Source organism: Halarcobacter sp., from assembly GCF_963675975.1.
Taxonomy (GTDB): Bacteria; Campylobacterota; Campylobacteria; order Campylobacterales; family Arcobacteraceae; genus Halarcobacter.
Map to the genome: position 1 here is coordinate 876800 of NZ_OY780939.1, position 15616 is coordinate 892415.

At 23.8% G+C, this 15616-nt stretch carries 9 protein-coding genes and 2 tRNA genes; 9 read left to right on the forward strand and 2 right to left on the reverse strand.

Annotation, left to right across the window (positions count from 1 at the left end; translation table 11 throughout):
• Positions 1-164: 164 nt before the first annotated feature.
• The 9 genes from ACKU3H_RS04390 to ACKU3H_RS04430 all read left to right on the forward strand — a co-directional run bounded on the left by ACKU3H_RS04390 (position 165) and on the right by ACKU3H_RS04430 (position 12211).
• Positions 165-5516, forward strand: a complete 5352-nt coding sequence (locus ACKU3H_RS04390) for a DUF4476 domain-containing protein (protein WP_320035765.1) — start codon at positions 165-167, stop codon at positions 5514-5516.
• Complete coding sequence (locus ACKU3H_RS04395; RefSeq protein ID WP_320035766.1) at positions 5513-6220, forward strand: metallophosphoesterase family protein; 708 nt, start codon at positions 5513-5515, stop codon at positions 6218-6220. The genes ACKU3H_RS04390 and ACKU3H_RS04395 overlap by 4 nt, the downstream gene beginning before the upstream one ends.
• Positions 6213-7742: a hypothetical protein gene (locus tag ACKU3H_RS04400; protein WP_320035767.1), complete on the forward strand. Its 1530-nt coding sequence runs from the start codon at positions 6213-6215 to the stop codon at positions 7740-7742. The genes ACKU3H_RS04395 and ACKU3H_RS04400 overlap by 8 nt, the downstream gene beginning before the upstream one ends.
• Positions 7743-7767: 25 nt before the next feature.
• Positions 7768-8067, forward strand: coding sequence for a hypothetical protein (locus ACKU3H_RS04405; protein WP_320035768.1), 300 nt, complete (start codon positions 7768-7770; stop codon positions 8065-8067).
• Between the two features lie 320 nt (positions 8068-8387).
• A tRNA-Cys gene (locus ACKU3H_RS04410) sits at positions 8388-8463 on the forward strand.
• A 49-nt stretch (positions 8464-8512) separates the two neighbouring features.
• A tRNA-Leu gene (locus ACKU3H_RS04415) sits at positions 8513-8599 on the forward strand.
• An 87-nt stretch (positions 8600-8686) separates the two neighbouring features.
• Positions 8687-10522: an AAA family ATPase gene (locus tag ACKU3H_RS04420; RefSeq protein ID WP_320035769.1), complete on the forward strand. Its 1836-nt coding sequence runs from the start codon at positions 8687-8689 to the stop codon at positions 10520-10522.
• Positions 10522-11478, forward strand: a complete 957-nt coding sequence (locus ACKU3H_RS04425; protein WP_320035770.1) for a hypothetical protein — start codon at positions 10522-10524, stop codon at positions 11476-11478. Before ACKU3H_RS04420 ends, ACKU3H_RS04425 begins: the two co-directional genes overlap by 1 nt.
• A 220-nt stretch (positions 11479-11698) precedes the next feature.
• Positions 11699-12211 carry a hypothetical protein gene (locus ACKU3H_RS04430; protein WP_320035771.1) on the forward strand — a complete coding sequence of 171 codons (513 nt, stop codon included), beginning with the start codon at positions 11699-11701 and terminating at the stop codon, positions 12209-12211.
• 251 nt (positions 12212-12462) lie between these two features.
• Here the strand turns inward: ACKU3H_RS04430 and ACKU3H_RS04435 are convergent, their stop codons facing one another.
• Together ACKU3H_RS04435 and ACKU3H_RS04440 are read right to left on the reverse strand one after the other, a co-directional pair.
• A complete protein-coding gene (locus ACKU3H_RS04435; protein WP_320035772.1) occupies positions 12463-13401 on the reverse strand; it encodes a hypothetical protein in 939 nt (312 codons plus the stop codon).
• On the reverse strand, positions 13398-14534 hold the full coding sequence (locus ACKU3H_RS04440; protein ID WP_320035773.1) for a U32 family peptidase: 1137 nt from the start codon (positions 14532-14534) through the stop codon (positions 13398-13400). The genes ACKU3H_RS04435 and ACKU3H_RS04440 overlap by 4 nt, the downstream gene beginning before the upstream one ends.
• Between the last annotated feature and the right edge of the window lie 1082 nt (positions 14535-15616).

A 15616-nucleotide genomic window follows, 5' to 3' on the forward strand; every position in this document is an offset into this window, starting at 1 on the left:
TATTATCTTTCAGCTTTTAATAATATATTTGAATAGTTTTAGAATTTTAAAATATTATTATAAAACTATTGAAAGTTAAACTTCTTGCTAAATTTATTATTTGAGCCTTTGTTGACATAGTCATTATTAATGAATTTATATAAAATTTAATCTTGGATAATTCAATGTACAAAATTGATTTAAATGAAGCTCTCTATAAATCTTTAAAAGAAGATTATAAAAAGCATAAAGAAAACAAACAATATCAGTCTCAACTACAGTGTGGATTTGATTATATGGAAGCTTTGATTAAACTTTTTGGGACTCTATCCATTTCAGTGATAAAAGATATAGACAATGATTTATTTGAGGAGTTATTTAGTAAAAACTTTAAACTTTGCCCATCTTTAGGTGACTTCAAAAGTTTAACTACTACACCATTTTCTAAAAATAGTAAAAAGATAATAAATAAAAAAGAACTTAATAAAATATATAGTTTTTTAGATAAGCTTTTTTATGAAAAAGTATCTTTAGAATTAATAGATATGAATTTGTTATATGAAGGTAAAATTAAAACTAAAACTATCAATTCAACAATCATTTTATTAAATGAATACGTTGTTAGTTTTAGAAATAAACTAAAAGGACATGGTGCTTCATTTAAAAATGAAGATACTAAGCAAATAAATGCAATTTTAGAATCTTTAGACAAGCTTTTAAATCATTTAGAATCAAAATATGAAGAAATTTTAAAAGAAATAGATTTTTATTTAATAGAGGATATTAAACAGTTAAAAATATACCATACAAATTCTAATACTACTTGTGAACTTTTACCTATAGTTTCATATGTTAAGTGTGAGAAGCTATCTTGTAGTTTAGATCCTAAAGTTAAATTATTCTTTTATAATGATGGAAAAGAATCTAAATCCCACTATTTAGATTATAGTTATAACCATTATTATCAAATAACCTCAAAAAATGAAATATATGAAAATTTAACTAAATTACAAGAAGAGATTCTTCAACATTCAAGTTCAGATATACAAAGACAATCACATTTACTATCACATTTTGTTGGACGTGAAGAGGAACTTAAGCTAGCAAAAGAACATATATTAAAATCTATTAATAATAGAAACTCATCGTTTATAAGTATAATGGGAGAGCCAGGAATTGGAAAATCAGCATTCTTAAGTCAACTACAACAAATTATAATTGAAGATGAGAATCTTCAAAATGAAATTAATACTTATACTTTTTTTGCTCAAAAGAATAAAATGGGTGGAAATACAGAAGAAGATAAATATATATGGAACAAACTAAGTTCATATTTTAATAATCATGGTGTAAGTATAAAACAAGAGGGTGAATTTAGTTTAATTAAAAATCTTGAAACATTATTTCAAGCATATGAAAATGACACTAAAACTAAACCCCTAATTTTAATAATTGATGGATTAGATGAGTTCTCAAATCCAGAAGATATAATTAGAAAAATACCATTAAATTTTAATTCAAAAATTCAATTAATATACTCTTCAAGACCATATTCGAATATTAAAAAGATAATAAGTTCTATATTATCAACATGTGAATCTTTAAATATATTAAACCAAGATAATCTTATTAAAGAAGGGAGTTCATTTATTATAGGTAGACTGAAGGATGATGATGTAAAAGAGCTTTTATCAAGAGTTTTACCTAAGAAAGAATTTCCTATAGAGTCTGATGATTATATTGAAGTGACTAATACAATAATTGAAAAGTCAGAATCAGTACCACTGTATATTCACTACATTACACAGTTATTTAAAGAAAAAAATATTTCTCATAATGAAAACATTGTATATGAAATAAAACAATGGGCAAAAAAACTTCCTCCAAAACTGGCAAACTTTTATATACAAACCTTTAAAGAAATTAAACCTTTATCAAGGTCTATTCTTCAAGTGGTAATGCTCTCATACTCAAATATTAGTAAAGAAGATTTATATACAATTTTAAAAGCCACAGAACCTAACAGATTTAATGACTTAGATGAAACATCTTTTATAGAAAATCATTTTAATGAAATTGAGATATTTTTAAGTATAGATAATGAATCTAAATATAGTTTCTATCACTTGTCAGTTAAAGAACAACTAGTTGAATATTTTAAAGATATTAATCAAGCATTTTCTTTTAATAAAGAAAAATTAGACTCGATAATGTATCAAGCACATATAGATTTTTATTCAAATAAAATTGATGATATTTTATACATAAAGAAAAACTCAGATTTGTACAATTTTTTAGAATCTTTATCTAAAAATATTAATAAAGATAATATTTCAAGTTATTATAAAGATAACTATTTTCATATTTTAAATACCCTTGTATGGAGTAATATTTATATTTCAATGATTAATCATGAAAACATGAAAAATGAAAAATATGAATCTATTAAAAATCATGTAGATTTAACAGAAGAAAATATTAATGAAGTAAATAATTTCTTTAATTTATTTAACAAAAAAGAAAACAAACATCTATTTGAAATAAGATATGCTTATGAGTTGGCTTTTATAGCAAAAGACTATAAAAAAGTATTAGTGTATAAAGATATGTACGAAAAGTTTGTTCAAGATTTATTTTTGGATATAGCACTTAATATAGATAAATTAGATTATATACAAAAGTTTGTAGAACATAAAGATGATTGGGCTAATGCTTTAAATGAAGATATTCAAGAGATTATTATAAATATAATCTCACAACAAGAAGTTTTAGATGACAGTTTTTATGATGTATTGTTATTTTTGGAAGATAATCATAGTGTGCAACTTTTTTCTAAAATATCAATTCAAAAGGCTTTAGAGCTACAGGAAAATTTTCCTGAATGGTATAAAGTTGATGCACTTAAAAAAATTATAAGTAAAACAGTTGATGAGAAAATATTAGATAAAGTTTTAGATATAGCTAAAATTAATATTGAATGGGGTACGTTACAAGTTATTCCAAAAATTGTATCAAAAATTGATAATATCGAAAAAGCTTTAGAAATAACAAATAATATTTCTGATCATCATTACAAATTTGAAGCCTTAGTAAATATATTATCTAAAATGGGTGATATTCAAAAAGCTTTAGAAATAGTAAATAATATTTCTGTTGAAGAAGACAAATCAAAAGCATTGAGCTATATAGTATCTAAAATTGATGATACTAATAAAGCATTAGAAATAATAAATAATATTTCTGTTGAAGAAGACAAATCAAAAGCATTGAGCTATATAGTATCTAAAATTGATGATACTAATAAAGCATTAGAAATAATAAATAGTATTTCTGTTGAAGAAGACAAATCAAAAGCATTAAGTTATATAGTATCCAAAATTGATGATACTGATAAAGCATTAGAAATAATAAATAGTATTTCTGTTGAAGAAGACAAATCAAAAGCATTAAGTTATATAGTATCCAAAATTGATGATACTGATAAAGCATTAGAAATAATAAATAGTATTTCTTATAAAGTAGATTCTATAACAGCATATTCTCATTTTCTATCAAAAATTAATAAAATTGATGAAGCTTTAGAATTAGTTAATGATATTTCCGATAGATGGTATAAATCAAAAGTACTCAGAAATTTAGCATCTAAAATAGATGATATTGAAAAAGCATTAGAAATAGCATATAGTATAAATGATAAAATAGATAAATCAAATGCTCTTATAAATATAGGAATAAAAGCAAATAATAAAAATATATTAGAAAAAGCATTAGAATTTATAAATAGTATTATCTCTTATGAAAGAATTGAATTTGATTTAATTACAAAAATAGTTTTAAATACAAATTATAAAGAAATATTAGAAAAATCTATACAAATAGTTAACGATGCTACTCATTTGAGGTACAAATTTAATACACTTGTAAATATTGCATCAAAAACAAATGACATTGATAAAGCCATAGCAATAGCAAATAGTATTTCTGTTGATGAATACAAATCAAAAGCTCTTATAAATGTATTATCAAAAATAAGTGATATTGAAAAGGCAATTCTGATTATACAGATAGTTAATAAAATTCCTTCTAAAATTTATAGAACACCTATTCTTTCACATTTGTTGTTGAAAATAAAAGATACTGAAAAAGCTCTAGAACTAGTAAATAGTATTTCCGATAAAGAGGATAGAATTGAATTTTTATTTGATATTGCAATAAAAACTAATGATTTGGAAAAAGCTCTAGAAATAATAAATAGTATTTCTGATGAATCCTATAAAATTGAACTTCTTGAACAAATAATATCAAATACAGAAGATAAAAAAATATTAGATAAAGCTTTTAAAATAGTAAATTGCATAATTAATGAATATTCTAAATCAAGGCTTTTAATAAATATATTATCAAAAATTAATAAAATTGATGAAGCTTTAAAAATATTTGATACTATTGATGCTTATGAATGGGATAAAGCCGATGTCCTTGCAGATATATTATCAAATACTAATAATAATAAAATATTAAAAAAAGTTCCAGAAATAATAAATAGTTTTACTAATATATACGACGAGTGGGATAAACCTGGTTCTGTTTCTTATATTGTACTTCAAATAAAAGATACTAAAAAAGCTCTAGAAATAGCAAATAGTATCTATGATGAAAATGATAAAATTGAATCTCTATTAGCTATTGCAATGAAAACTAATGAGATAGAAATAGCATTGGAAATAGCAAGTATTATCTCTAGTGAAAATTATAAATCTAAAATATTTTTATCTGTAATATCTAAAATAAATGAGATGGAAATAGCATTAGAAATAGTAAATAGTATTTCTGTTGAAAATTATAAATTAGAAGCCTTTATTAACATAATATCAAGAACAGTTGATGAAGAAATATTAAATAAAGTTTTAGAAAAAGCTAATAATATTACTAATGAAAATTATAAATCTAAAATACTTTCATATGTAATATCAAAAACAAATGATCTTGAAAAAGCTTTAGAAATAGCAAATAATATCTCAGATGAAAGTTATAAATTAGAAGCTTTTAAAAACATTATATCAAGAATAATTGATGAAAAATTACAAAATAAAGTTTTAGGAAGATTGGTGAATTACTCAATTAATTTGAAGAATTATTATGAATTAAAACTAGAAATTGATAAAAAAACAAATTTATTAAACTATCTATTTTATAATAAGTTATTTAATCAAAATACAAATATAAACGAAACTATAGATATTCTTTCTTTACTATCACCTGATGATGTATTAGATTATTATAATATTGAATTTCAAGTTGAAAATAATAAAGATTCAAAACTATATAGTTTACTTGAAAAAATGATAAGTAATAGTGGAGACAAAAAAATATTTACAACTATAAAAGAAGAAGTAAGAAATGATGATTTTATGCTTGAAAAATTCATAAATTTATATGGTAATGAACTTGATATAACAAAAGATGAGTATGAAGAAGAATTTACATATAAAACTTTTAAAAGAAATATAGAATATTTTAAAGAAAGTTTAAAGTGAGTAGAATAATAATATACGGAGATATTCATGGATGTCTTGAAGAATTTAAAAATCTTAGAAAAAAAATTGATTTTAATGAAAATGATAAAGAAATTGTAATTGGAGATATTTTAGACAAGGGTCCCTATTCAGTTGAAACTTTGAGATTTTGTATAGAAAACAAGATAGAATCAATTTTAGGGAATCATGAATATAAATATTTAAGATACAAAAAACATTATGAGTTATTTGTAAAAACAAATAAGAAAATTCCAATGAAACTTGATGATGAAAAGTCAAAAATATTTGAAAGTTTAAATAATGAAGATTTTGAATATCTTTTAAATATGAATTTTTATAAAAAAATTGATAATCTTACTTTGATTCATGCCGGAATTACTAACGATATTAAGCTTGATGAGAATAATCAACATGATTTAGAAAAACTTTTGTGGATTAGAAAACTTGATGATAATCAAAAGCCAGTAGCTTTAAGAGATAGTAATTTAAATTACAAATGGTGGAGTGAATATTATAATGGAAATCAAGGTTTTATAATATATGGTCATCAACCATTTGATAAAATAAAAATTGATGAATATTCAATAGGTATTGATACAGGGTGCGTTCATGGAAATAAATTAACAGCTTTAATAATTAATGACACAATAAATCCAAAAGATAATTATTATCTAGTTCAAATAGAAGGGAATAAATATGCATAAAGATTTTGAAGAAAAAGAGTCTAGCAAAATTAAGCTTAACTTAAAAGTTTCATATCCATTTATTTATTGCAAAGATAGTTTAATTGAATCCCTAGAAAAAAGCCTATCTCATAATAAAAAAGATAAAATTCCAGGGAATCTTCTTAGTTATGTTGATAGGCTTAATGAAAGTAATGAAACTTTCAAATATGATCTTAAACATATGAATTATTTAAAATTAAAAATTAAAAGACAATTTCATGAAATTAAAATTGAAGATATGTATATAGAATTTCATGATGATACAATTGCTATTTTAAACATTTTTTATAAATTGATTAAACCAAAATTATCAGAATTGTATTTAATTAATAAGTCTTTATCTTCAATATATTCAAAATCTAATAATGAAACATTTATTTCAATAACTGCAGCTAATAAAGTTAAAAATAATATTAATCCAGAAAAACAAACTTTTTATAATCCACATAATAATACAAAACAAAACAAAGTTAAAAATGACTATCCTTTTTCATATAATGATTCTCATAAAAACTGTAGTTTCTTTCCTGAATATATAAAAGAAATATTAGAGACTAAGAATTACTATAAAGGTAGAGTAGGGTTTAACAAAGAAGAGAAAGAAAAAATAAAAGAAGAAAATGAAAATTTTAGAGTCGATAGATTTGCTAGTATAAATCCTCACTATTTGTTCTATGAGAATCAAATAAAACTATTTAAATATTTTGAAAATAAAGATGAAGAATATTTTATAAATTATGATACATTTATTACATCATTAATTTTGAGGTTTGTTAAGCCAAATAAATCTTATATGTTCTATGATAATTTTAATCCTTTGGCAACAAGTTATTTAAATAGTTACGTAGCTATAAATATAAATTCCTCAGAATTAGATGAAGAAATAAATAATAATTTCATTTCGTATGAACCTTTTTTAAATTATAAAAGTAAAAAAGGTGCAAAAATTCATAAAAATGATTTTTTTGAAATATATCAGTCTCAAGTGGACACGTACACAATAGGAAATACAAATAGCATTGTACATTTAGTTTCTAATCCGGATATGTTAAATATAAAACTTAATGAACATTATTTTATTTATCAATTAACAATCTATCAAAGAGTAAAAATGTTAAATATTATAAATTCATCAATTTTGAATATTGATTTTGAAAAAAATGAAAATAATATTTTTACAAAATGGATTAGAAAAGCTTACCTTGGTTTTAAAAGAATGATGACAATGGATGAACAAAATGCAGTATATAAAAAGTTTTTAACAAACTATAATTTTCAAGTCATTTCTAATAGTGCATCGGTAGATAACTCCTATAAATTCTTTAGAAAATGTAATGAAATTGATCTATTATCAAGTCAATTTAATACAATTTCGTCTAAATTTGGTAAATTAAAAGATATATTTGAACATACATTTGGGAAAGTTGCCGTAGTTATTATGTTTATAATTTTAATCTTTCCGTATGTAAAAACTTTTTTATCCTTTATCTTTGGGAAATAATATATAAATAAAGAAAATACAAACTATGACACTTGAAGAAAAAAAACAGAGACGAGCTAGTATGTCACAAGAAGAGCTTAATAATCTTAAGCCTATGTTAGATCCTGATGGCTTTCCAGTTTACAACGAGTACTTTATAATGGTTATGGAAGATGGGTTACCATGGTGTGAACCTACAAAAGAAGATATGAATGAAAATTTTGAATTTCCTAGTCCAAAATCTTTTTTTAATGGACAAATTAAAGATAAACCAATAACAAAAGAACAAGCAATAAAACTTGCTTTAGCATATAAGAAAAGTTTAGAGGAATCAGAGAAGAAATAAAATAAAATTGAATTTTTTTAAATCTTTTTTACCTTTTTAGATTTCTTATTTAACCTTAAAACAAAACATAATTAGTGTCTAAATTTTTGCCAATAGAAACCTGTCCCAAAAGAGCTTTTTAAAGACAATAAAAAGACATTTTTTAGACACACCTAAAAAACATAAAAAGTCTCTTTATATGGGGTTCAGATATAGATAGAGTTTTTAATAAAAGGTTTTGAAAACCGGCGAGGTTCACGCCTCCGAGGGTTCGAATCCCTTGCTCTCTGCCATTATTTTTTAATCATTTTATATTATCACTGTTAAAATGGTTATCGAATGAGGATATAGCAAAGTTGATAATGCACCTGATTGCAAATCAGATATTCATCGGTTCGAGTCCAGATATCCCCTCCATTTTTTTATTAATTTTTGTATTTTTACAAAAATTATTCTTTTTATTTGTGCGAGTGTGGCGGAATAGGTAGACGCGTGGGACTTAAAATCCCATTCTGGTTTCGGAGTGTGAGTTCGATTCTCACCATTCACACCACCTAAATAATTTAATAATTATTTAGAGTTTTATTTGTATAATCATTTATTATTTAATTTATTATAGATAAGTGAGACATGGATATAAATGAAGTTAATATACCTAAAGATTCAAAAGTATAAGAATATAGAAGATATTGAGTTAGTTTTTGATCAAAATCATGAAGTTACACTTCTTCATATGGAAGATAAAAAAGATAGTAAAAAAAAAGCTTTTTATCTTGAAATAAAAAATAAAGAAAAACAAGATTCTGAAAAATTAAATATATTTGACTGTAATGTTTCATTTAATGCAATAGTTGGTGAAAATGGGACAGGGAAAACGAATGTTTTAGAGACAATATGTAATTTAAACCAAGAAAAACTTTCTGAAGATAATTTAATATTTAAAGTGTATAAAAAAGATGATATATATTATTATTTAATTAATGATAATGACAAAACACTCTATATTCATAGTAGTTCTGATAGTATAAAAGAAGAAAAAATTAAGCCTTTTGAAGAATTGTCCTCTTATAGTACAATATTTTATTCAGAAATTCCTACAAAGAATGTAATCGAATATAGGCAATTAAAAAATATCTCTTTTTGGAAAGAAGTACAAAAAGTACAATTAAAATATATAAAGAAGCACATCAATAATAATTTTAATAAAGAGAGTGTACTTTATTTAGATGAAGATTATGATTTTAATTCTGAAATAGAAGAAGTTTCATTAAATTATTCAATTAATAAAGTTAAAAGTGAAATGCAATTAAATCAACTTTATTTAGAACATGAGTTAAAGTATTATCCAAATATTGAAAAAAAAATAAACAAAGTGTTATTTGAAGTAACTCATGAAAAATTTGCACAAGTTGATATACATAATGTTGAAGAAGTCACTTCTTGTATTATTTCTATAGTTTTTAGTGAGTATATAGATGAAAGTTTACTAAAGTATGATAAAGATTCATTAAAAGAAAATAAACAAACTCTTCTAGGGTTAAAAGATTTTTTAGATGAGAATTTAAATATAGGATTAGAGGAAGAAAGGAAAATCAATTTTCAAGATATTAGAAAAGAAATAAAATCTATTACTTATACAGATTTAATAGATTATGAATTTTTAAATAATAAATTAAAAGATATAAAACTTTTTGAAGATGAGTACACAAAATTTATTGAAAGAATTGAAAATGATATTGATATTGAAGATGATAATGAAAGTTTAATAATAGCAAAAAAAAGATTTTGTACTAAAAAGTTTATAGAATCATTATTCCCATTTATAAAGTATGGAATATTTAATTTAAAATGGGAGCTTGAACTAAGTACAGGTGAGGAATCTTTAATGTATTTTTTTTCAAGATTATTTCAAACTTTCAGAAAAAATCCCTCAATAAAAAACTATATTATCGTTGTTGATGAAATTGAGGCTTATTTACATCCAAATTGGCAGAAAAATTTTATAAAGTCAATTAATGATTTTTTAAAATTAAAAGAGTTTGAAGATTACAATTTTAATATCATAATGACTACACATTCACCTTTTGTACTATCTGATCTTGAGGATAAGGACATTATATATTTAGAAAAGAATGAAAATGGATACAGTAAAAATTCTAGTAATGAAATTGTTATTGATACTTTTGGTTCAAATATTCATGAACTATTAAGTCATTCTTTTTTTATGGATGATGAATTACCTATTGGAACTTTTGCAAAATCAAAAATTGAAGAAGTCATTAAATTATTGAATAAAAATTCTGAATTGATTCAGGAAGAACATTTATTATGTATTAAAATAATCTCAATTATTGGAGAACCAGTATTGCAAGAAAGATTATGGAGTATGTATCATTCTAAAATCAAAAATTCAGAATCAAAGTCTAAAAGTAACTTATTGGAAATAAAAGAATACTTAGAAAAGCAGACTAAATAATGAACAAAGTTAAAATAGATGATTCATCTAAAAATGAAATTTATAAATATATAAAGACTAAGTTTAATGGAGGTTTTAAGAAAAATTCTAAGGATGATACTTGGGATATTAAATTAGAAGATTTTAATGAACTAATTAAAAAATATTTATTTCAATATGATGGAGATATTAATTTAGAAAAATTAGTAAAATATTCTTCAAAAGAAATGGATAATTTAATCAATTCTATTAAAAAAGATAAAATAGAGTTTAATGATAAAAAAGATCTTGAAAAAGTGTCTTTTTCTAAATATTTTCATGAACTGTATATAAGATTAGATAACTTTTTAATAATAGAGGCATTAAATATTAAGGTATGTTTATATTGTAATAGAAATTATATTGTAAACTTTAAAAATAATAATGGGAAGCAGGTCACAGCACAATTAGACCATTTTCATAATAAAGATGAATTTCCTTTTTTTTCAGTTACAATTGAAAATTTAATTCCATCATGTCCTACTTGCAATATTAGAAAAAGTAATCTTAATAAAGAAATTTTTAATCCATACTCTGACTGTTTTCATAATCATGCAAATTTCAAATATAATGGAATAGTTGATAGTGATGAAAAATATGATTTTTTCCATGAAAAAAGAGTAAAACTTGAATTAGAATATTTCGGGGATGAACATGAAAAAATTAAAGCTGAGAATTACAACAGTGTGTTTAATATAAAAAGTATATATAATGAACATAGAAATATAGTTTCTGATCTTTTAAAAAAAGAAATTATTTATTCTGATGAATATGTAGAAAAACTATATGAAAATTATAAGGGTATTTTTAAAAGTAAAAAAGAAGTTTTTGATATGGTATTAAACACTGACATAAATGAAGATGAAATGAATAATTCACCGATGAATAAATTAATATGCGATATATCTAAACAGTTAGGGATTTTAAAAAAGAGATAATACTTTCTTATCCCCTCCCCCTCCTAAGTAAGGAGGATTATTAATATAGAGTAAATTCAAACTTTTGCAATTAAAAAATCTAATCTATATTTTTTTTCTTTTAATAGTTTTAACAATAATTTCAATGGGGCTCGTAGAGTTAAACTTTTTATTTTAAAGTATTACTTTTTTTAATTCTAAATTTTATATAATTAAAAAAAATATTTTTTAAGGAATAATATTGAAATTATATGAACTAATTAAAAATCAAAGAATTACTTTTGATACTCATCAAGCAGGTGATGGACAAGAAGTCAAATGGAGAAATGTACATTTAGAAAAATCTATTAAAGGGGAAAAAGGCAAGATTCGTTTTCCTTTTTTAGGTAAAGAGGAACCTTCTAATTCAGGAATGAGCAATGAGAATTTTGAAAAAGTAAAGACAGAAGTAAAAAAGATACTTAAAAAAAATACTCAAAAACTTGATCAATTAGGGCAAAAAATTGAATCAGAACTTGAAAGGTTTAGTCAAGGTGTTGCTACAGTTCATGATGCTGAAGAAGCAGCAAAAAGATTTGCAGAGTATTTTGATTTAAAACCCGACTTTATTGATAAAGTAGTAAAATATAGAAAGGAAAGATTATCTGAATTTACTACACTACATTTTTCAAAGATAGGACAAAGAGTCTTTGCTATTAAACTAACATCTCATCAAATTATGTTAGAAGAACGTAAATCTAGATATCTAAAATAATAGATGATTTGTCAACAGAAAATAGGACATAAAATTTTCCTAAAGCTCTTACTTTAGGAGCAGTTTTTATTAAAGGTGAGCTTTTCCCAAAAATAGTTGAATTTTGGAACATTCTCCAAAAGTACAGGTTGTTGAACTTTAAATATATTAACTTAGATAATTTGAACTTCTAAGTATGAATTATTGTAGCCAGATCATACATTTAATATTAATTTAAAAGAATATTATATAATTACAATAAAAAAACAAATTTATATAAAAATTTCCCATATAAATCTATTTTTTATATCTTTTGATAAATTCTCTTTGACATTAATATTTGTATTTATCTTATAAATAGAGTTAAACCTTTGATATAGACCTAAGACTTTTGAGTGTTCAAACTCTAATGATATTTGATTACAATATTTATTACACTGTTCTTGAACAAAGTACCTATTTTTATCTTCAAACAATCCTGCTATATCACAAGCTTTTGAGTTGGCTATTGTTATATTTGGGTAGTAAAAGTCAACTTGTAGCTTTGGTTTTTCTTGTAAAAACTCTAAGTTTAGATTGATATTTTCTATTGAGAATCTTCCAACACCTAAACTTTTATAAAATTCCCTTGTTTGACTACACTCAAATTCACTTTGAGATAAAAGTTCACTTTGACTTACTAGTTGCTCATTTGTTAAATCACTTGGCTTTATAGAATCAATAAAAGCACTTTTAATCACTTTTGAAAAGGTTAAACCAAGTACAGGTTTAAGATTTTTATACTCACTTGCTAATTGTAAAGTTCCAAAGTCATTTACAACAACTTCTGTATAGCTTTGGTTTAAAAGTTCAAAAACCTCTTTTATATCATTTAATTTAAACTCACTAATTGGTGGTAAACTAAATACAAAGTTATAGTGTCTTGAGTCACAAATCTTTTTTGCTTCTAATATATCTGTAAATGATGGAATAAGATGCTCACAAGAGCTATTCCCAAAGTAGATACCTTTTATTATATTTTTTATATCTCTTTTATCAAAGAAAAGTTCTTCTTGGTATTTTAATATTTCATTTGCACAATTTAAATTAGTTTGATATTCAATTAAAGAGTTAGCATCTATTAAAAGTGAAGCTTTTGATAAAGATGAAGGAAGTAAATCATCTAAGTTTTTTAGTATTTTTAGGTTATTTGCTTTAATATACAGTTTCATAGTTGATATTGACTCTTTGTATAATCATAGGTTTCATTTTCATTTAGTTCATTTAGTAGCTTATATAATTCTCTTCCTCTTGATGGAACTTTATATGAGACTATATTTTTATGCTTTTCAAAAATTCTAATAGTTGCTAAGATAGCTTTATTATTTAGTTTATGAAACGTTGGATAATAATCCATATCTTCAAATTTTACAGCTTTTAGTTTATTGAGTATCTCTTTTGCTTTTGGAAACTCTAGGGATTTTAAAAGATTTAAAAGTCTGATAAAATCTTTTTTTGATTCTTTTAAGTAGTTAATATCATATCTATTTATCCTATCTAAACATTTGGCTATATTTTGAGAGTTAAATTCATATCTGTTTAATTCTATTTCATCAAGTAGTGAATTTAAATCTAAAAAGTGCTTATTTAATAATTCTTTTTTCTCTTGGTCATTTAGTTTTCTATTTTTAACTATCTGTTTAAAACTAGCACTAGCACTTTGTATAGGCTTTTTATTTGTAAAAGCAAAGTTACACAAAGATCCAAAGCCAACAGAGTCATATCCATGCTCACTAAAGCAAAAGCTTTCTGAATATCGACAATTATCCCCAAATAAAAAGCATTCAAACTTATCGTCAGGAAAACTTGAAACGATAGTTTCTAAATCTTTTATTTGAATATCTCTTGGTAGTATAAATTTATATGGATTAAACTGTCCTTTGAAAAATTTTACAGCATTTGTAGTATAAAGTCCAAAAAGATTTGATAATACTATTTTAGAGTAGTTTTGAGATTTTAAAAATTGTGCCATTGTAATATTAGCAACGATAATTGCATCTACTTTTTTATAAAAAAGCTCATATATCTTTTTTGAATACTCTAGCATAGTAGTGTTTGAAGTAAAAGAGTTTAATGCTAAGTATATCGTTGCATTATTTTTATGTATAATATCTATGGTTTCATATATTTTATCTAGGTTAGTAAATTGTTCTTTTACTCTATATCTTCTATTTAAAGAAGTTTGAGAGGAGTATTTCTCATAATACTCTTTAGGTAAGTATCCAAAATAAAATTGTTTTATACCTTGGTTTAGAAGTACAGTAATATTTGTATCTTCATCTATACCAATAATTACTTTGTTCAATATTATTTCCTTTATATGGCGAGGGTAGAGGGAATCGAACCCACTCTGAGTATTGGAAGTACTCTCTCCAGGCTTAGAGTCTGGTGTGCTACCATTACACTATACCCACATTATTATAAAAGGTAGTAATTATTTTAAACTGATAATGAAAAAGTTAGTTGCTTATTAGTCAGAATATATTATAACTTGTTGTACATTACCTGATCTATTATCAGTAACAGTTGCTCTAATAGTCTAACCATTCTTATATCATCAATCATCAGGAGTGAAAGTGATACCTGAAAGTGTATTTCAAGTTCATGATTGAGTAGAAAAAGTACCTAAATATCATGAAGCTTCAGATAATGACCAACTTACATCAGAAAGAGCATCATCAGTAATAGTTAATCAAATATTAGTTAATTGAGCAGCACCAATCATATTTCATGTAGATGTTGGATTTGATAGTGTTGGATTTGTATTATTACTACTTGTAAAAGTATTATTTACAGTTGAATTGATTGAATTTCAGTATACATCAGTTCAAGTAATAGTAAGAATATCTCAAGCAATTGGATGAGGCACATTTGTTTGTACATTATTTAATCTTAAATTTCCTGATACAATATTGTGAGAACCAATAGTTGTACCATTAGCATAAGATGGAGTATTTAAAGATGCTCAACTTAATGAATCATTTGCACTTAAATCTACAATTGAATATGTAGCATATTTAGTATCAACTGAAGTATTATATACAAATGAGCTTGGTGCAACTGTATCTAAAGCAATTGTAATACTTCCTGCATTTGAAGTATAACTTGCATTTACTCCTCTAACTTCTATTAATAGAGCAGAATTGTCAGCTTGTGCTGGTAATGTATAAGTTGTTACATTTCATACATCTACCCAAGAACCACCATTTACTCTAACTTCATATGAAGTTGCTCAAGCTAAACTTGTCCAAGAGATTGTTGGAGTATTATCATTTGTTTTATTATCGAAATTCAATGGCCCAGTATCAGAAGATGCTACTAAGTCAACTCATGAAACAGTTGAACCAGAAATATCAACTCCTGTTAACTCAATACTATCACTAATAC